The sequence below is a fragment of the Pseudoxanthomonas suwonensis 11-1 genome, from assembly GCF_000185965.1.
Lineage (GTDB): Bacteria > Pseudomonadota > Gammaproteobacteria > Xanthomonadales > Xanthomonadaceae > Pseudoxanthomonas > Pseudoxanthomonas suwonensis_A.
Genome location: NC_014924.1, coordinates 1,281,657 through 1,300,218 on the forward strand (window position 1 = coordinate 1,281,657; position 18,562 = coordinate 1,300,218).

Sequence of the window (18,562 nt, forward strand, 5' to 3'; positions counted from 1 at the left end):
CCTGACCATGCGCCTGATCGCCGCCACCGCCGCTGCCCTGCTGCTGGCCGGCTGCCAGACCTGCCCGGAGCGTGTGCCCGAGGTGGTGAAGGTCCCGGTGCGCGTGACCGTCCCGGTGCCGGCTGAGCTGAGCGCCCCGTGCCCGGTGGCGCGCGCCGAGTCCCGCACCGTCGAGGCCGTGGTCTCGGCCTACAACGCAAACGTCGAGCACCTGGAAGCCTGCAACCGGAAGCTGGGCGAGATCCGCGCGCTGCCAACGGGAGATGTCACGCCATGAGCCGCGCCACCACCGCCTACGCCTCGGCCTACCAGCCGGACCGCGTGCACGTGGCTGCCTTCCGGCGCCGGCAGAAGGCGACGATCACTGCCGACTTCACCGCGGTGGTGCCCGAGGGCGTGACCATCGAGGCGGCCACCTGGCGAACCACCGCGCCGTGGCCGCTGGTGATGGCGGATGCGGCGATCGACGGCGCCAAGACCCGGGTCATGGCCGACTTCCAGCAGGCCGGCTGTTCCGGGCTCAAGGCCACCGTGACGCTGAGCGACGGCAGCATCCACAACCAGGTCTTCGCGTTCGAGGTCGTCGACTGCCCGTTCTTCGGCGAGCCGGTAGCCCCGGCGCAGGGTCCGCAAGATCTGACGGTGACGGCATGAGCACCGGCCGTACGCCCGAGATCGCGGACGAGGTGCTGGCCCGGCTGTCCGAGGGCGAGCCGCTGCGCGCGATCCTGCGCAGTGACCCGGAGCGATTCCCAGGCAAGAGCCAGTGGTATGCGTGGATGGCCGAGGACGAGGACCTGGCCGCCCGCTTCCGCCAGGCACGGGAGGAGGGTGCTGACGCCATCGCCGAGGAATGCCTGGAGATCGCAGACGACGCCCGAAACGACTGGATGGAGCGTCAGGGCGAGGACGGGCAGGGCGAGGGCTTCCAGCTCAACGGAGAGCACGTCCAGCGTTCCAAGCTGCGCATCCACACGCGCATGCAGCTCCTGGCCAAGTGGTTCCCGCAGCGCTACGGCGACAAGGTGGCAATGGAGCACACCGGCCCCGGCGGCGGACCCGTCCAGACTGTGACCCGCATCGAGCGGCGCATCGTCAAGGCCGAATGAGCGCGCTGCAGATCGACACGGCGGCCGTATTCGAGCCGCTGCTGGCGCCTGCGCGCTACAAGGGCGCCCACGGCGGCCGCGGCTCCGGCAAGTCGCATTTCTTCGCCGGCCTGGCCGTCGAGGACGCGATCGCCTTCCCCGGCGACGCCGGCGAGGGCCTGCGGATGGTCTGCATCCGCGAGGTCCAGAAGTCGCTGAAGCACTCGGCCAAGTCGCTGATCGAGGCCAAGCTGGCCGAGTTCGGGATGCGCGAGGCCGACGGCTTCAAGGTGTTCAACGAGGTGATCAAGACCCCCGGCGACGGGGTGATCATCTTCCAGGGCATGCAGGACCACACGGCCGACTCGATCAAGTCGCTGGAGGGCTTCCACCGCGCCTGGGTCGAGGAGGCGCAGAGCCTGTCGAGCACCTCGCTCGGCCTGCTGCGCCCGACCATCCGCTGGGAGGACGCCGGCCGCGGGCTGACCTCGGAGATGTGGTTCGGCTGGAACCCGCGGCGCAAGACGGACCCCGTCGACGTGCTGCTGCGGGGGCCTGAGCCGCCGACCGGCGCCGCGGTGGTCCGGGCCAACTGGTCGGACAACCCGTGGTTCCCGTCGGTGCTCGAGCAGGAGCGGCTGGACTGCCTGCGCAGCATGCCGGACCAGTACGAGCACATCTGGGAGGGCGGGTACGCCACCGCGGCCACCGGCGCGTACTTCGCGCAGGCCCTGGTGACGGCCAAGAGCGAGGGGCGCATCGGTCGGGTCGCTGCCGATCCGCTGATGACCACCCGGGCGTACTGGGACATCGGCGGCACCGGCGCGAAGGCCGACGCCTGCGCTATCTGGATCGTGCAGTTCGTGGGCCGCGAGGTCCGGGTGCTGGACTACTACGAGGCACAGGGTCAGCCGCTGGCAACCCACGTGGCCTGGCTGCGGTCCCGGGGCTACGAGCGCGCCCAGTGCGTGCTGCCGCACGACGGCGCTGCGAACGACAAGGTTCACCAGGTCAGCTACCAGAGCGCGCTGCAGCAGGCCGGCTTCGATGTGCGGGTGATCCCGAACATGGGTGCCGGCGCCGCCAGCAAGCGCATTGAGGCGGTGCGCCGGCTGTTCCCGGCCATCTACTTCCACGAGACCACCACCGAGCCCGGGCGCGATGCGCTGGGCTTCTACCACGAGCGCAAGGACGACAAGCGCGGCATCGGGCTCGGCCCGGAGCACGACTGGTCTAGCCATGCGGCTGACGCCTTCGGCCTGATGGCCGTGGACCACGAACAGAACGGCCCGGACCGCAAGCCGGTCCGCCTCAACTTCACTTCCGAGTTCGCATGATGGCCGAGACCAAGCCCGACAGCCCCGGCTTCGCAACCGAGCGCCAGGGCGTGAGCAAGGAGGATCTGCACAAGGAGATGCTGCAGCGGCACAAGGAGTGCTGGGACTTCTGGAAGCCGCAGTACGACGCCGCGCGCGAGGACGTGGAGTTCGCGTTCACCCCGGACAGCCAGTGGGATAGCTGGATGACCGAAAGCCGCCGCGGCCGGCCGATGTACACGGTCAACCGCGTGCGCCAGGCGCTCAAGCAGATCACCAACGACCAGCGCCAGAACCGGCCGCAGGCGAAGGTGCGCGCGGCCGAAGGTGGCGATTCCGACCTGGCCGAGGTGCGGCAAGGCATCATCCGCGGCATCGACAGCCAGATCGACGCGCAGCGCGCCGTGGACACCGCGTTCCTGTTCGCGGTCGGCGGCGGCTACGGCGTGTGGCGGATCAGCACCCGGTACGCCGACGACGGCGGCTTCGATCAGGTCATCGAGCGCGAGGAGATCGCCGACCCGTTCACCGTGGTGTTCGACCCGGCGGCCAAGAAGAAGGACCGCCGCGACGCGCGCTACGCCTTCGTCGACACCAAGTTCGCCCGCTCCGAGTTCAAGGCCCGCTGGCCAAACGCCAAGGTGGTTCCGATCGACACGGTCACCGAGTCGAATCTGGACTGGTGGGGCGAGCACGAGGTCACCGTCGCCGAGTACTGGTACAAGAAGGCCGAGCAGGTCGAGATCGTGCTGCTGACCGATGGCAGCGTGCACGAGGCGGCCGACCTGGCGCTGATCGAGGACGAGCTCGCCAAGGCGGGCATCACCATCCAGCGGCGCCGGGTGATCGAGCGCGACAAGGTGTACCAGTGCATCGTATCCGGAGCCGAGATCCTCGAGGGCCCCAACGAGTGGGCCGGCAAGTACATCCCGCTGGTGCCGTGCTGGGGTGAGCTGATCAGCGTCAAGGGGAAGGACAAGTTCTTCGGCGCCACGCGCTTCGCCAAAGACGCGCAGCGCATGTACAACTACGAGCGCAGCACGTTCATCGAGACGCTGGCGGACCAGCCGTACAGCCCGTTCATGGCCGACGCGGCGTCGATCGAAGGCTACGAGTCCCAGTACCAGTCGCTGCGCACCAGGCGCCCGCCGGTGCTGCTGTACAAGGCCAACCCTGGTCTGCCGAACGGGGGCAAGCCGTCCCGCGAGGCGCCGCCGGCATTCCCGGCCGCACTGGCGCAGGCGGCGGCGATCAGCGGCGACGACATCAAGGCCGCCACCGGCATCCACGACGCCAGCCTGGGCGCACGCTCCAACGAGACCAGCGGCCGGGCGATCCTGGCGCGCCAGCGCGAGGGCGACGTCGCCAACTTCGACTACATCGACAACCTCAGCTACGCGCTCAAGTACGACTTCGAGATCCTCAACGACCTGATCAGCGCGGTCTACGACACCGAGCGGCAGATCCGGATCGTGGGTGACGACGGCGCCGAGAAGGTGGTCGCGGTGAATCGCACCGTGGTCGACGAGCAGACCGGCCAGGCCGTGACGCTCAACGATCTCACGCAAGGCCGCTACGACGTGTCGGTGACCGTGGGCCCGAGCTACACCACCCAGCGCATGGAGGCCGCCGAGGCCATGATGCAGCTGGCCAACGACCCATCGCCCATCGGCATGGTCGCCAAGTACGGCTTCATCAAGAACCTGGACGCGCCGATGCTCGAGGACGTGCGCGAGGCTGCCCGCAAGCTGCTGGTCAACCAGGGCCTGCTGGAGCCGGCCGAGGGCGAGCAGCCACCGCCGCCGCCGCAGCCCAACCCGAGGGACGTGGCCGCCGCGGAGAAGGACGGGGCCACCGCCCGCAAGGCCCTGGCCGAAGCCGAGGGCCAGGAGATCGAGAACCAAGTCGCCGCGTTCCAACTCGGCGCACAGATGGGCGCGCTCGGCATCGCCGCGCCGTCACAGCCACTTCCGCCGGCAATGGCACCGAATCAGCCCCCGCAAGGGGGCTTTTTTGTGGCCGACGCCGGCGCACCCGCAGGACCCGCACCGGGCGGTTTCCCGGGCCAGCCCTGAGCAGGGCCTTTCGCCGTGGAGGCGCACGTGACCGACAGCACCAATACCAGCAACACCGAGATCAAGCCGCGCGAGCCGGTGGACAACAGCCACCTGGACGCAGGCATCGCCGCGCGTGAGGCCCGCAAGGCCGCCGCCGAGCCGCAGAAGCAGGAGGCCGCGCAGCCGGCCGCTGCCGACGAAGGCGACGACGGGCAGGACCAGCGACCCAACACGCAGAACCAGCCCGAGGAATCGGCGGACTCGGATTCGGGCGATGCGCCCGCAAAGCCCCGGAAGAAGCCCGGTGTGCACCAACGCATCGATGAGCTGACCAAGGCGAGGTACGACGCAGAACGCGAGGCCCAGTACTGGCGTGAGCAGGCGATGCGGCAGCAACAGCAGCCGCCACAGCCCGCCCAGGCCGGCACCGAGCCCGCGCCCGCGGCGGCACATGCGGAGACCGACGAGCCCACGCTGGAGTCCTGCGACTTCGACGTGGCCGAGTTCAACCGCCGCCACTACCAGTGGCTGCGGGAGCAGGAGAGGAAGCAGGAGCAGGCGCAGCAGCGGCAGCGCACCCTGGCGGAGCGGGTGGAGGCCTTCCGGACCGAACACCCCGACTACGACCAGGTGGCGCTCAACCCGCAGGTCCCGATCACCAAAGCCATGGCCGAGGAGATCATCGAGACCGACAACCCGCCTGCGATCGCCTACTACCTGGGCCAGAACCCGCAGGAAGCCGCCGAGATCGCGCAGATGTCCGAGCGTGCGATGAGCCGAGCGATCGGCCGCATCGAGGCGAAGCTCAGCGCGCAGGCCGCGCCGCCACCGCCGCCCACGGCTCAGCCCAACCCCAAGACCGTGACCCGCGCCCCTGCGCCCGTCACGACGCTCTCCGGCGGCGCGCCGGCCGTCACCAAGTCCCCGGACCAGATGACCCAGCGCGAGTACGAGCAGTGGCGCCGGGAGCAGCGTGCGGCCAAGGGCCTCCCGAACCGTTAATCCCATTCCGAAGGAACCAGGCACATGGCCAACCAGTACCTCACCACCAGCCTGATCACGCGCGAGATCCTCAGCGCGCTGCGTCAGAAGTTCACCTTCCTCAACCGCATCAACATGGAGTACAGCGACGAGTTCGCTGTCACCGGCGCCAAGATCGGCAGCACCGTCAACATCCGCGTGCCGACCAACGCCAAGGTCCGCAAGGGCCGGATCATGGATGCCAGCAACATGGTCGACAAGACCGTGCCGCTGACCATCACCGACCAGGACGGCATCGACCTGGTGTACAGCTCGGCGGACTTGGCGCTGGACATCGACGACTTCCGCGCTCGCTACCTGGAGCAGCCGCTGGCCAACCTGGCCTCCAGCATCGAGTCGCAGGTGATCCAGCGGTCCCTGCCGTACGCGGCCAACTTCGTCGCCAACGCCGACGGCAAGCTGGACCTGCGTGAGGCCCTGCTGGCCAACAAGCTGCTGACCGATAACCTGGCCCCGTCCGAGCGATTCATGCTCACCAACACCAGCGGCACGGTGCAGGTGATCGACCAGCTCAAGGGCCTGTTCAACAGCCAGAGCCAGCTCAAGCGCCAGTACGAAGAGGGCCTGATGGGTCGCGCCGCCGGCTTCGACTGGTACGAGACCGCGATCATGCCGGCGCAGAGCCTGGGCACCGCCGCCGCGGGGACCGCTGCCGGCTACCTGATCAACGGCGTGCCGACCGACGGCTCCGCCACCATCGCCATCGACGGCGGCACTGGCACCCTCAAGGCCGGCCAGCACGTCACCTTCGCCAACGTGTACGCGGTCAACCCGGCGACCAAGGAGAGCACCGGAGCGCTGCGCACCTTCGTGGTCACCGACGACTACGCCGGCGGTTCCGGCGGCCTCAAGGTGTCCCCGGCGATGGTCCTGACGGGCCCGGAGAAGAATGTCACCGCGCTGCCGGCCGACAACTCCGCCGTGACCGTCCTGGGCGCCACCGGCCAGACCGGCATCAACCTGGGCTTCGCGCGCGACTTCGTCACCTTCGCCTCCGTCGACATGCCCCTGCCGGAGAACAAGGAGGCCAGTCGCGCCGCCATCGGTGGCCCCGGCGGCCTGAGCGTCCGGCTTATCCGCGACTACGACACCGCCAACGACCAGTTCCTGAACCGCGTGGACATCCTGTGGGGTTCGGCCGTGCTGCGTCCGGAGTTCGGCGTGGTCATCCCGAACGATCCCACCAACTTCACCAGCGAATAAGGAGGAACCCCCATGGCCCTTTCCAACGACACCCAGGCCGCCGCCGCGCAGGAAACCGCCGACGGCACCCTTGTCGGCCGCAACTCCACCAGCAAGGTCGGCTTCTACGGCACCACGCCGACGGTCCGTCCGCAGGTGGCCGCCTCCCCGAACGCGCAGGGCATCGTCGATGCCCTCAAGGCGCTGGGCCTGATCACCCAGGCCGCCAGCTAAGGAGCCGCCATGACCGCCGAGAAGAAGCACGCGCTGTACCTGGTCAAGGACGGCGAGAACGGCGGCACGCCGCGCCTGTTCGCCGCCGAGGACGTCGACGCGGCCAAGGCCAACGGCTGGGCCGAGCCGGACTTCCCGAAGTCCAACGGCGAGCCGTGGAACGCCGAGGGTGACCTCGACGCCCAGGACGCCGCGGCGGAGCTGGCCCAGGCCAAGCGCGACGGCGAGGAGAAGGCCGCGGCGAAGGAAGCCGCCAAGGCCGAGTCCAAGAAGAAGTAACCACCCAGGGGCCGGCGCAAGTCGGCCCCTTCTCTTTCTGAGGTCCGCATGGCCAAGGTGCAGGAAATCGTTGCCCGGGCGCTCCGCCTGATCCAGGTGCAGGACGCCCGGCAGCCGGTGAAGGCCGTGGACATGCAGACCGGCATCGCGGTGCTCAACGCGATGTGCGCGCGCTGGGAGGCCAACGGCCTGGCCATCGGCTGGCGGCCGGTCAGCAACCCGTCTGAGGACATGCCGTGCCCGCCGGAGGCCGAGGAAGCCATCGCGTTCAACCTCGCCCTGACCCTGGCGCCCGAGTACGGCACCGAGGCTCCGGGAATCGTGGTCGGTGCTGCTGCGCGCGGACTCTCCGACCTGCGGGCCGACGTGAAGGCGTCCAACCCCCTGCGCCCTGACCGCGGCGTGCTGCCGCACGGCTACGACACCCGCACGGATCGCTTCTACTGATGCGCAACCAGCCCGTCCCCCTGGTCACTGGCTTCTACGCTGACCAGGACCGTCCGTTCTCGCAGCAGGACGTGTGGAACTACCTGCCGTGCCGCGCGGAGAAGCAGAGCACGCGCTCGCCCCTGATGCTCAAGACGCCGCCGGGCCTGTTCCCCTGGCTCGAGCTGGAGGGCGCGCCGCCGGTGCGCGGGATCCACGACTGCGAGGGCCGGCTGTTCGCGGTGATCGGCTCGACGCTGTATCGGCTGTCGCCCAAGGGCGTGGCCATTCCGATTGGCTCGATCCCGGGCACCGGCCGCGTGTCGATGGACCACAACCAGCGCGCCAACGGGCAGCAGCTGACGGTGGTCAATGGCAGCGCCGGCTACGTCTTCGACACCCACACCGAGGTGTTCGAACGCATCACCGACAGCGGCTTCCCTGGCTCGCCCATCGTCCGGTTCATGGACGGCTACATGCTGGGACTGGATCCGGCGGGGCGGTTCGCGTTCAGCAGCGGAGCCGCCAACGCGCTGGACTACAACACCCTGGACCGCTGGACCTCCGAATATCGCCCGGACCGCCTGGTCAGCATGGCCCGGCTGGGCGGCGAGCTCCTGCTGCTGTCGGCAAACTCGGGCGAGTTCTTCGGCAACACCGGCGCCGCGCAGCAGCCGTTCCGCTCAAAGCGCATCTTCCTGGACAAGGGCTGCGCCGGCCCGCACACGGCGGTCGAGGCCGACAACACCGTCTTCTGGCTCGGCTCCGACGGCTACTTCTACCAGCTCGACGGCTACAACAGCCGTCGCATCTCCACGCGCCCGATCGAGCAGGCGATCCGCGGCCAGGACTGGTGGAACGCGTTCGGCTTCGTGTGGGAGTCCGAGGGACACACCGTCGTCTACTGGACCTTCCTCAACGGGCAGACCTGGGGCTGGGACACCTCGCAGCAGGAGTGGCACCGCCGCGAGTCCTACGGCCTGGACCGCTGGCGCCCCAGCTGCACCGCGCGCAGCGGCAGCGCCTGGTACGCCGGCGACTTCCAGAAGGGCCGAATCTGGCGCCTTGACTGGGGCTATCCGTGGGAGGGCGATACGGAGTTCGTGTCCGGCTTCACCCTGCCGGTCATCCACGACAACCAGAACGAGCTCGTGCACAGCCGGCTCGAGCTGGTCATGGACGTGGGGCAGGTCGCGGTGGCTCCGTCTCAGTTCCCGGAGCAGCCCGACCCGCCTTCCATCGAAGGGCACCCACCCGATGGCGTTGTCTCCATCCCTTACGCGGGCTTCCAGCCGACCGTAACGCAGGGAAGCGCTGGCATCGCCAAGGTCGCCATCGTCTCCGGGAGCCTTCCCCCCGGCATCGAAGTGAGCAATGGGGTACTCGGAACCGAGCCGCCGCAGAAGAGCGGCACGTACACGGCCACCTGGCGTGTTACCGACAGCAACGGACTCTGGGCCGAGATGGAGCGCACCTTCTCGGTCGCATGCTTCGTGGAGGAGCCGACGCAGTTCATGGTGCACGCCTACGGCCAGGTCCGATTTTCCGCCGATGGACTGGACTGGGGCGACTGGGAAGACGCAACCATTACCGGGAGCCTGATCACGGGGCTTAGCGACGGGTTCGTCATCTACGGAACCAATACGCCGTTTGTAAAGACCGTTGATGGCTCTGAGTTCACCCCTGCGACTGGCTCCAACTCGTCCCCTTCGTCAGGTGTCAGACAGTCGCAAGCGTCTATTGATGGCGAGAAGTTCGTAGCGGCAGGCGGCGTCCATGCCGTCAGGTACACCACGGATATTGCGGCGTCGTTCGATTCGGGAGAGGCGCCTAGTACCGCCATCTATTCCGTTGTCCCGCTCGGGGCTGGTTGGCTTGGCGTACAAACCCATCGACTTTACATGGCGCCCACTCCGGATGGCTCGTGGACAGAAACACTTGGCGCAGCTATTGGGCGTGACTTCTTATGCGCGTGGTCAGATGGAGGTCGTGCGCTCATTGGGGGGCTGACACCATCCGGGCCGGCCGCATGGTTTACGAGTAACGGAGCGTCGATTGGCGCACAGGCGCTGCCGTTCGTCTCAGCAACGAAGGTCACGGCCGTCTGCAAGGAGGCAGGTGGCGCGCGCTGGCTTCTCGGCACCGACAGCGGAGAGCTGGCCTATCTGGATGACGACGGGGAGGAGTGGGTGCTGTCCAGTACGGTCCTCCCGCATCCGGTCACCTGCATCGCGCATAACGGCATGCGTTTCGTGGCGACGTGCCAAGAGGAGGGCATCGTCGATCACCAGACCGAGGCCTGGTACAGCAACGACGGAGATAGCTTCACGCACGCGTGGACCGAGGTGGCAGCCAACGCAGGCGTAACCGTGGCTGCCACCACCTACCAAGGCGCAGCTCCCGTCTGCGATATCACAAATGGCTGACCACACCATCCGCATGAGCTACTCCGACGACGGCCAGCCGAACTGGTCCGAGTGGGATGAGGCCAGCATCGGCGAGACCGGCCAGTACGGTCTGCGCATCGAGTGGACGCGGCTCGGCCGCTCCCGCCAGCGCGTCTACCGGTTCGAGTGCAGCAGCCCGCGCCGCCGCGACGTCCTGGCCGTGGTCGGCGTCTTCCAAGGAGTGAACCGGTGAGCGATAGCGAGCTGGCCCAGGTCGATGGCGCGCTCGAAGCGCTGCCGCCCCGTCCGACATACGAACAGGTGCGCCGCCTGGAGGCCTGCATGGCGCAGATGCCGCAGGTGGAATGCCCGCTCGAGCACCACTTCGCGCATGGCGTCTACGGCCGGCTGATGCACGCCAAGGCCGGCACGGTGATCGTCGGCAAGATGCACCGCTTCTCGACCCTCAACGTGTTGCTGGCGGGCGTGATCCGGGTGACGGGCCCGGACGGGGCGGTGCGCGACCTGCGTGCGCCCTGCATGTTCGTCTCCCCGCCCGGCTGCAAGAAGGTGGGCGCGGTGATCGAGGACGTCCAGTGGTTGAACGTGTTCCCCACCAAGCTCACCGACGTGGCTGCCATCGAGACGCAGTTCACCATCCCCGAAACCCCATTGATTGAGGACCAGCCATGAGCATGGTTGCAGTAGCCGTCGTCGGCAGTGCCGCCGTCGGCGCCTATGCCGCAGACAAGTCGGCCGACGCGGCCAAGAGCGCTGGCCGCAATGCCACCGCCGAGTCGGCGCGGCAGTACAACCAGACCCGTGAGGACATGCTGCCGTGGCTGGACGCCGGCGGCTGGGCCCTGGACCGGCAGAAGCAGGTCCTGATGGGCGACTACTCCGGCTTCCTCAACAGTCCGGACTACCAGGCTGCGCTGCAGCTGGGCACCGAGGCGCTGGACGCCGGGGCCACGGCGCAGGGCAACCTGTGGGGCGGCGGTGCCGACGCCGACCGGATCCAGTTCGGCCAGCAGCTGGCCACCCAGAACCTGGGCAACTACTGGAGCAAGCTGGCGGGCCTGTCGCAGACCGGGCAGGGCACCGCAAACCAGCTCGGCGGCTTCGGCCAGGCCCACGCCAACAACGTGGCGCAGAACCAGTGGGGCGTGGCCAACGCACGCGCGTCCGCCTACGGACAGATGGCCGACTCGGTCAACAGCGGCATCAACGCCGGCATGGGTTACTACGGCTACAAGAAGGGGTATGGAACCTGATGGCCACCAACGCATTCGCTGCATTCGTCCAGGGGCAGCAGGCCGGCCAGCAGGCCCGCGCCTACCAGCAGCAGCAGGAAGACCGCAACGCTCTGCGCACGCTGGCGCCGCAGATCCTTGCCGGGGATGTGGGCGCGTTCACCCAGGCCGCGGCCATCGATCCGAAGGCGGCGACCGCGGTCCAGGATGCGGGCGACGGCCAGCTGCGGCGCCTTCGCGGCGCGCTGGACTACTTCGGCCAGGCGCTGGAGTCTGGCGACGACCGCGTGATCCAGGCGCGCTTCAAGGAGATCAGCCCGTTCCTGAGCCGCGTCACCGGCAACCCGGCGCCGCCGGCGTGGACCGAGGAGATGCGCCCGGCCTTCGAACAGGCGCGCCAGCGCGTGTCGATGGCACCGGCCGGCGCGGGCGAGGCAGAGCCCACCCAGTTCCGCGCGCTGCACATGCAGGCCCTGGCCGCTGGCCACAAGCCCGGCACGGACGGCTACCGCGACTTCTTCCGCCGCGCCAACGGCGAGATCGCGCGCCAGTCCAGTGCCGCCATCCAGTACAAGGAGATCACCGGCCCGGACGGCCGCACTTACCTGGTGGCCACGGACCCGCGCGAGATCGGCGCCACCACCATCGGCGGCGGGCCGTCGTTCGGCTCCTTCGCTGGGCCGGTGCAGGGCCAGCCGTCGGCGCCGGCCCCGGCTGCGGGCACCCCGGCCCAACCGTCCGGCGGCGATCCGTTCGCCACGCTGCACGCCGCGGTGCCCGGCCTGCGCGTCACCAGCCAGACGCGCACCCCGGAGGAGAACGCGCGTCTGCCCAACGCCGCGCCGAACAGCCACCACCTCACCGGGAACGCGCTGGACATCGGCACGCCAACGCCCGAGCAGCAGGCCGGCATCCGCCAGTGGGCCGCGCAGAACGGCTACGAGGTGATCAACAACTACCAGGACGGCCACTGGCACCTGGAGCCGGCGAGGCAGGGTCGCGCGCCGGCGCCGGCAGCCCCGGACCGCCTGCTGGTCTCCGACCCGGTCAACGGCGGGCTGGTGGGCGGCGGCAACCCCTTCGCCAGCCGCAGGCCGGAGGACCAGGCTGCAGCGACCGAGGCAGCCAAGCTGGGTGTGCAGCTGGAGTACGCCCCGCAGGTGGCCGCGGCCGAGGCCGAAGCCGCCCGCGCCAAGAAGCTGGCCGAGGCGGGTGCCGAGCGCGAGGCCCAGGCGCCCAAGCGCATCGCCAGCTACCGCCAGGCGCTGCAGGCCGCGGGCAACGTCGAAACCTCACTGAAACGGGCTCTGGAGATGATCGGCCCGACCAGCACCGGCTTCGTCGGCGCCCGCCTGCGCGGCGTGGAGGGCTCGCCGTCCTACAACCTGGCCGCCGAGATCGAGACGGTGAAGGCCAATCTCGGCTTCGACCGCCTGCAGCAGATGCGCGACAACTCGCCCACCGGCGGCGCCCTTGGTGCCATCGCCATCCAGGAGCTGATCGCTCTCCAGTCCACTATCGCCAACCTGGACCCGAACCAGAGCGCCGAGCAGCTCCGGACGAACCTGGGCCGCGTGCAGCAGCACTACGCCAACTGGCGGTCTGCGGTGGAACAGGCGCTGGCCGAGGAGGAGCGGGGGGGCGCCGGCCAGCAGCAGGCGTCGGCCGCCAACCTCACCCGCGTGCAGAGCGCGGCCGACTACCAGGCCCTGGCCCCGGGCGCCGAGTACATCGCCCCTGATGGCAGCCTGCGGAGGAAGCGCTGATGGCCGAGAACTTCTGGGAGCAGGACGAGGTGATCCAGCCCGCGCCTGCCCAGGCGATGGCCGGCAGTGCGCCCGGCGGCAACCCTTGGGACGACGACCCGATCATCGACGAAGGCCCGGGCCTGGAGATCGACATCATCGGCGGAACGCCGGTGAGCACGGCCGCGGCCACGAGCGCTAACGACCCGGTCGCGGGCGGCTTCGTGCGGGATCTCGGTATGGGCCTGCGCTCGACGATCCAGGGCACTGGCGCCCTGATCGGGGCCATTGGTGGCGACGCCTTCAACCACTATCTGGTTCCCGGCGACCAACCCAGCTACCGTGACGCCGCGGCGGGCTTGGCTGACCGGCTGGGCCTTCCGACGCCAGAGACGGGCCGCGAGCGCGTCATGGGCGACATCGGTGAGGCGCTGACCGGCACGGCGCTGACCATGGGCCTCGGCGGCGCGCTGAACGCCGGGCGGTCCGCTGTGGCTGCGCCGTCCGTGCGCACCGCCGCCGCCGACCTGCTGACCGCCCAGCCGAAGCTGCAAGCCGTCAGCACCGCCACCGGCGCCGGCGCGGCGGGTGTGGCGCGCGAGACTGGCGCAGGCGAGGGCGCGCAGCTGGCTGCCGGCCTGGTCGGCGGGTTGGCTCCGGGCGTGGGCTCCGCTGGCAGCGCGGCGGCCCTGCGCGGCGCCGTGCGCGGTCGCAGTGGCGAGCAGATGCGCCGCACCATCGACGACTTCGCCCAGGTCGGAGCCACGCCGTCCGTCGGGCAGGCCTCGGGCAACTGGTTCGCGCAGGGCATGGAAAACCTGCTGGCCGGCGGACCGACCTCGGCGGGGGTGATGAACCGGTTCGCCGAGCGGCAGGCGGATGACATCGGCGCCGGCCTCGGCGAGATGGCCGAGAGCCTCACCCGCAACGCCAGCGGCGAGCGGGCCGGCCGGGCGATCGAGCGCGGCGTGGAGACGTTCAGCCGCAACGCCAACGCTGTGAAGCGCGCGCTGTACTGGGACGCCGACCGCAAGATCCCGCAGACGACCCCGGTGCCGCTGGCGAACACCTGGCAGACTGTCGTGGACCTGACCACGCCGACGCAGGGCGCCGCGGCCACCACCGCCGCGCTGGTGAACCCGCGCATCGCGCAGCTTCGGCAGACGCTGGAGCAGGACTTGGCCGCCGGCGGCGGGGCGATCAGCTACGAGGCGCTCAAGCGCATCCGGACAGACATCGGCGAGGCCATCTCCGACTATTCGCTGTCGCCGGACACCCCGACGCGTGAGCTCAAGCGCATCTACGCCTCGCTGTCGCGGGACATGGAGGCCGCCGCCCAGGCCCAGGGGCCGGAGGCTGTGGCTGCTGCGCGCCGGGCCAACAACTACACCCGCGCCGTCGCCGACAGGCTCGAGCAGGTGCAGCGCGTCATCGATCGCAATGGCGGCCCGGAGAGGGTGTTCCAAGCGGCCATGTCCGGCACGAAGGACGGCGGCACCACGCTGCGCGCGGTCATGCAGTCGCTGCCGAAGGACGGCCAGCGCGCCGTCACCGCCGCGGTGATCAAGCGCATGGGTATGCCGACGCCCGGCCAGGCCGGTGCCGATGCCGCGGAGGAGTTCAGCGCCAGCACCTTCCTGACGAACTGGAACCGCGTCAGCCCGGAGGCGCGGCGTGCGCTGTTCGACCGGCACGGGCCGGGCTTCACGAAGCAGATGGATCGGATCGCGCGGGTGGCCCAGAACCTGCGGGAGGGCTCGCGTGTCTACGCAAACCCTTCCGGCACTGCGAACCGAGCCGCGGCGATGACCTATGGGGCGTCGCTGGTCGGCAGCCTGTTCACCGGCGGCACTACGGGGCTGGTGGCTGCTGGCGTCGGCGCCAACGCCCTGGCCCGCTGGATGACCAATCCCACGGTGGTGAAGCGACTCGCGGACACGACCGTCCTGCCGAAGGGCGCGATCCCGGGGATGATCCAGTCGATGCGAGTGGCCGCCGAGCGTGACGGCGACCAGGACCTGTCAGAGGTGGCCGCTGTACTGCAGCAGCTTGAACAGGAAGAATCCGGCGCCGCCCAGTAGAAGTAGGCCCGCGCCAACGATCTTCACGACCATGCCGGCGTCGCCCAGCCAGCCCTCGTCCGAGCCGTCTTGATCCAGCCACGTCTTCGGCCGGCCACCGGGGTTCGACAGATCGAAGTCGGGCTTCTTGGTCATGCCGCGAACCCTATCACAGCCCCGCCTAGCGGGGCTTCTTCATTTCCGGAGCCCGAATGTCCACCTTCCGCATCCTTGACCAAGCGCCCCAGTACCTGCTGCCCGACGGCAGGGTCAACGCCGGCGGCAGCCTGACCTTCTACGAGACCGACCTGACGACGCCGAAGCTCACCTGGTCCGATCCGGACCAGACCACGCCCAACCCCAACCCGATGCCGCTGGATGCGGCGGGGCGCACGCTCTACGACGTGTGGGGCGAGGGGGAGTACGGAGCGGTCATGCGCGACGCCGCCGGCGTGGCCATCTGGACCCGCAACAACGTGCGCCTGGGCGGTGACGCCGGGCAGGAGATCCCGGCGCTGGTGGCGGGGCAGTTCCTGACCAACGACGGCTCGAACCTGCAGTGGGCGCCGATCCGCGAGGTTCCGGACCCGACGGGCTCCAACGGCCAGGTTCTGTCCACGGACGGCACCAACTTCAACTGGATTCCGCTGCCCGAACCGCCGGAGAGCGACATCGGCGTGCAGGTCGGCGCCGCCGGCTACCAGTGGACGAACGGCCTGCTGATCCAGTGGGGCGCCGGCCAGGCCCCGGCGAGCGGCGACAAGTCGACCTCCGAGGCGGTCGAGTTCCCGATCCTGTTCGACGACACCCCTTACTTCGTGGGCCTGACCCCGCGTCTTGGCACCATCACCAGCAACGGCTCGTTGGTCTGCGCCACCTACACCAACCCCGGCAGCAGCGGGTTCAACGCCAACTTCAGCCTCGCCGACGACGACAACAAGTCGTGGAAGGCGATCAACGTGGCTGTGCCGTTCACCTGGATGGCGATCGGCAAGAAGGCGACCCGCCCCGATGCCTGACCTCGGCATGCTGAGGGCGCAGGCGCCCATCGTCCTGCAGGACGGCCGGCCGACGCCGGAGTTCTACGGCTACCTCCTGGGCCTGGACGCTGCACGCGGCACCGACTACGCCGCGCAGTTCCAGGCGCTGGCCGCGCGCGTCGCGGCCCTGGAGGAGGGCGGGACGCTCGCCCTGCGCGGCATCGGCTCGGTCAGCGTGCGCAACGGCGTGGTGCAGCTGCTGGCCGACGAGGACAACCTGGCCGGCAACAGCTACTACGGCGCCAACGCCGCCGGGGAGCGCGGGTTCTGGCCGGTGGTGGACGCACTGGCCGCCGGCATCGGCCTGACGAAGGTCGCGCAGGTGCCGTGGAACGTGCTGGGCGAGCTGGACGACACCAGCCAGCTGCCGGCCTCGGCCGCCGCCGGCGACGCCTACCTGATCGACGGCGACTACTGGGTCTGGGGCAGCGGCGAGTGGAGCAACGAAGGCCCGCCACCCAACGCCGCAACTCTGGGCCTGTACCCCGGCACCGCCGAGGACGACGCCCTGCTGTGGGACCCGGTCGCAGGCGACTACGTGCCCGCGCCGGCGCTGCGCAACCCGCTGGAGGCCCCGGGCGATCTGGTGCGCGCGGACGGCAGCGCCAAGCCTGAGCGATTGCCGGTGGGCACGGACGGCCAGGTGCTGACCGTGGTGGCGGGGATGCCGGCGTGGGCGCCGCCCCCGGCCGCTCCTGCCGGCGGCGAAATCCTCGTGGCTGACGGCGTCTCGCCTCCCGTCATGCTCACCGACGACGGCGAGACCGACTTCCTCTACCAGGGGTAACGATGAAGGCCTCCGACAACGAATTTCCCAAGCTGATCCTCACCGAGGGCGCGCCCCCGGCCACGCCGGACGCTGGCACGGTGAAGGTGTATGCGAAGACCGATGGCGCCGTGTACGCGATGGACGACACGGGTGCGGAAACGCCGCTGGGCGGTGGGGGCGGGGGCTCCGGCGACGTGGTCGGGCCTTCCAGCGCCGTCGACGCGCGGGTGGCCGTATTCGACGGCACCAGCGGCAAGCTGATCAAGGACGGCGGCGTGACCGTCGACGAGCTGGTGGCACAGGCGCGCACCTCGCCAGAGAACGTGCAAACGGGCACGGCCTACACGCTGGTCCTGGCGGACGCCTTCAAGCTGGTGGCGATGAACAACGCCAGCCCCAACACCCTGACCGTGCCGCCCAACAGCGCCGTCGCGTTCCCGGTTGGGACCCGCATCGACCTGAGCCAGGACGGCGCCGGCCAGACCACCATCGCGGCCGGCGCAGGGGTGACCATCCGCACGCCGGAGACGCTCAAGATCCGCAAGCAATACGGCAAGGCCACGCTCATCAAGCGGGCGACCGACACCTGGGACCTGGAGGGCAACCTGGAGGCGACGCCGTGATTCCGCTTGGCATCCTCGCCGCGGCGTCGCCGCGAATCGCGCCGGCGCCTGTCCCCGAGGTGCCGGCGGATATATTCGCCGTCCCGGATACGCCGGGCTTTTGGTTTGACCCCTACGACCTAAGCACGCTGTTCCAGGATGCCGATTGCGAGGTCCCCGTAGAAAACGATGGCGATTGGCTGTGGGTGGCGCGAGACAAGTCTGGCAATGGCCTGGATGCTGTCGCGGAGTCCTCGGGAACGCGCATCAAGTGGCGCACCGATGGGTCGCGGTGCTGGTTTGAGGGCAACCCGTCCGGCGGCGGGCGGCTGCGAATCGGCGGCTCCTACGCGGACACCAACTTTAGCGCCCTGCATCTAATCGCGCGTGCGCGCTCGGCCGCGGACACCAAGGGCCTGGTGGGCAAGCCGAACGCATCCCCTGCGGCCAGCCCATGGCTTCGCTGGGCGCTTGTCCACCAAACAGGTGCCCGCCTGCAGACGTGGTTCCAGGGGGCGCAGTACGCGACGGCGAACGGCTCCTGGAATATTGGGAGCGACGTGACGGCGAGCCTTGATTCCGTGGTTGGCCAGCTCCGAGTCGGAAGCACCACCGCCTCCTTCACCCCTGCCACAATCACCTACCCCAACAACCTGCCGGCGTACTTCTTCGACGACGGCAATGGCAACTATTTCAACGGCAGGTGCTATGGCCTTGTCGGCGTGGGTCGCGCGATGGTGGGCAGCGAGGCATCGGACCTGCGCGACTACATGGACACCCGATAGCCGCGGCCCCGTTCCAGGGATGGGCGGGGCGGCTGGTCTCGGCTCCTGCGACGCATGCCGCAGAGAATCGACCTCACGGCGCGCCACTCCCCCCGGTCGCGTCGTGCCGGCCGCGCTACTCACCATGGCGCGCGAGACGCCCGCGAGGCTCGTCGTGATCCGGCTTTCCCTTCGTGCGCGGCGGGCTGGGTGATCGCCGCGAACGTCGAGCCGGGGCTGGTGGCTGCGGGGCGGTGCTGTAGGAGTTCCCCGACACGCCCCTCAGGCGCCGGCCGACTGCCGGCGGCTCGCGGTCGCG

At 69.6% G+C, this 18,562-nt stretch carries 21 protein-coding genes; 20 read left to right on the top strand and 1 reads right to left on the bottom strand.

The genetic code is table 11. The annotated features are described in order from the left end of the window. The first annotated feature begins 7 nt into the window (after positions 1–7). From lysC to PSESU_RS05880, 16 genes are read left to right on the top strand one after another with little or no spacing between them, the layout of a single operon-like run. A complete protein-coding gene (gene lysC, locus PSESU_RS05805) occupies positions 8–277 on the top strand; it encodes an Rz1-like lysis system protein LysC (protein WP_013534839.1) in 270 nt (89 codons plus the stop codon). Next, positions 274–654 (top strand): hypothetical protein, encoded by a 381-nt coding sequence (locus tag PSESU_RS05810; protein WP_013534840.1) that lies wholly within the window; start codon positions 274–276, stop codon positions 652–654. The genes lysC and PSESU_RS05810 overlap by 4 nt, the downstream gene beginning before the upstream one ends. Further along, positions 651–1,109: a hypothetical protein gene (locus tag PSESU_RS05815; protein ID WP_013534841.1), complete on the top strand. Its 459-nt coding sequence runs from the start codon at positions 651–653 to the stop codon at positions 1,107–1,109. Before PSESU_RS05810 ends, PSESU_RS05815 begins: the two co-directional genes overlap by 4 nt. Continuing rightward, positions 1,106–2,425, top strand: a complete 1,320-nt coding sequence (locus PSESU_RS05820; protein ID WP_013534842.1) for a PBSX family phage terminase large subunit — start codon at positions 1,106–1,108, stop codon at positions 2,423–2,425. Before PSESU_RS05815 ends, PSESU_RS05820 begins: the two co-directional genes overlap by 4 nt. Next, the gene (locus PSESU_RS05825; RefSeq protein ID WP_155942727.1) at positions 2,425–4,479 is read left to right on the top strand and encodes a portal protein; all 2,055 of its coding nucleotides are present in this window, start codon (positions 2,425–2,427) and stop codon (positions 4,477–4,479) included. The genes PSESU_RS05820 and PSESU_RS05825 overlap by 1 nt, the downstream gene beginning before the upstream one ends. 27 nt (positions 4,480–4,506) lie before the next feature. Then, positions 4,507–5,463, top strand: a complete 957-nt coding sequence (locus PSESU_RS05830) for a hypothetical protein (protein ID WP_013534844.1) — start codon at positions 4,507–4,509, stop codon at positions 5,461–5,463. A gap of 24 nt (positions 5,464–5,487) precedes the next feature. Then, complete coding sequence (locus tag PSESU_RS05835) at positions 5,488–6,705, top strand: P22 phage major capsid protein family protein (RefSeq protein WP_013534845.1); 1,218 nt, start codon at positions 5,488–5,490, stop codon at positions 6,703–6,705. A gap of 12 nt (positions 6,706–6,717) precedes the next feature. Beyond that, entirely contained in the window at positions 6,718–6,918 is a 201-nt protein-coding gene (locus PSESU_RS05840; protein ID WP_013534846.1) for a hypothetical protein, read from the top strand. 9 nt (positions 6,919–6,927) lie between these two features. Continuing rightward, the gene (locus tag PSESU_RS05845; protein WP_013534847.1) at positions 6,928–7,197 is read left to right on the top strand and encodes a hypothetical protein; all 270 of its coding nucleotides are present in this window, start codon (positions 6,928–6,930) and stop codon (positions 7,195–7,197) included. A 48-nt stretch (positions 7,198–7,245) separates the two neighbouring features. Beyond that, positions 7,246–7,644, top strand: a complete 399-nt coding sequence (locus PSESU_RS05850; RefSeq protein WP_013534848.1) for a packaged DNA stabilization gp4 family protein — start codon at positions 7,246–7,248, stop codon at positions 7,642–7,644. Continuing rightward, positions 7,644–10,049, top strand: coding sequence for a hypothetical protein (locus tag PSESU_RS15655; RefSeq protein WP_013534849.1), 2,406 nt, complete (start codon positions 7,644–7,646; stop codon positions 10,047–10,049). The genes PSESU_RS05850 and PSESU_RS15655 overlap by 1 nt, the downstream gene beginning before the upstream one ends. Next, complete coding sequence (locus PSESU_RS05860) at positions 10,042–10,263, top strand: hypothetical protein (RefSeq protein ID WP_155942728.1); 222 nt, start codon at positions 10,042–10,044, stop codon at positions 10,261–10,263. The genes PSESU_RS15655 and PSESU_RS05860 overlap by 8 nt, the downstream gene beginning before the upstream one ends. Next, positions 10,260–10,703, top strand: a complete 444-nt coding sequence (locus tag PSESU_RS05865; protein WP_013534850.1) for a phage protein — start codon at positions 10,260–10,262, stop codon at positions 10,701–10,703. Before PSESU_RS05860 ends, PSESU_RS05865 begins: the two co-directional genes overlap by 4 nt. Further along, a complete protein-coding gene (locus PSESU_RS05870) occupies positions 10,700–11,284 on the top strand; it encodes a hypothetical protein (RefSeq protein ID WP_013534851.1) in 585 nt (194 codons plus the stop codon). Before PSESU_RS05865 ends, PSESU_RS05870 begins: the two co-directional genes overlap by 4 nt. After that, complete coding sequence (locus tag PSESU_RS05875) at positions 11,284–13,029, top strand: hypothetical protein (protein ID WP_013534852.1); 1,746 nt, start codon at positions 11,284–11,286, stop codon at positions 13,027–13,029. The genes PSESU_RS05870 and PSESU_RS05875 overlap by 1 nt, the downstream gene beginning before the upstream one ends. Next, entirely contained in the window at positions 13,029–15,089 is a 2,061-nt protein-coding gene (locus PSESU_RS05880; RefSeq protein ID WP_013534853.1) for a hypothetical protein, read from the top strand. Before PSESU_RS05875 ends, PSESU_RS05880 begins: the two co-directional genes overlap by 1 nt. Here PSESU_RS05880 and PSESU_RS16115 read toward each other — a convergent pair. Continuing rightward, positions 15,030–15,224 (bottom strand): hypothetical protein, encoded by a 195-nt coding sequence (locus tag PSESU_RS16115; protein WP_013534854.1) that lies wholly within the window; start codon positions 15,222–15,224, stop codon positions 15,030–15,032. The genes PSESU_RS05880 and PSESU_RS16115 overlap by 60 nt on opposite strands. A gap of 56 nt (positions 15,225–15,280) precedes the next feature. On the opposite strand from PSESU_RS16115, the gene PSESU_RS05885 reads away from it, so the two are divergent. The 4 genes from PSESU_RS05885 to PSESU_RS05900 are packed head-to-tail and all read left to right on the top strand — an operon-like array spanning position 15,281 to position 18,264. After that, entirely contained in the window at positions 15,281–16,087 is an 807-nt protein-coding gene (locus PSESU_RS05885; RefSeq protein WP_013534855.1) for a gp53-like domain-containing protein, read from the top strand. After that, positions 16,080–16,895, top strand: a complete 816-nt coding sequence (locus PSESU_RS05890; RefSeq protein WP_013534856.1) for a hypothetical protein — start codon at positions 16,080–16,082, stop codon at positions 16,893–16,895. Before PSESU_RS05885 ends, PSESU_RS05890 begins: the two co-directional genes overlap by 8 nt. Positions 16,896–16,897: 2 nt before the next feature. After that, positions 16,898–17,500 carry a hypothetical protein gene (locus PSESU_RS05895; protein ID WP_013534857.1) on the top strand — a complete coding sequence of 201 codons (603 nt, stop codon included), beginning with the start codon at positions 16,898–16,900 and terminating at the stop codon, positions 17,498–17,500. Beyond that, a complete protein-coding gene (locus tag PSESU_RS05900; protein ID WP_013534858.1) occupies positions 17,497–18,264 on the top strand; it encodes a hypothetical protein in 768 nt (255 codons plus the stop codon). Before PSESU_RS05895 ends, PSESU_RS05900 begins: the two co-directional genes overlap by 4 nt. Positions 18,265–18,562: the final 298 nt, after the last annotated feature.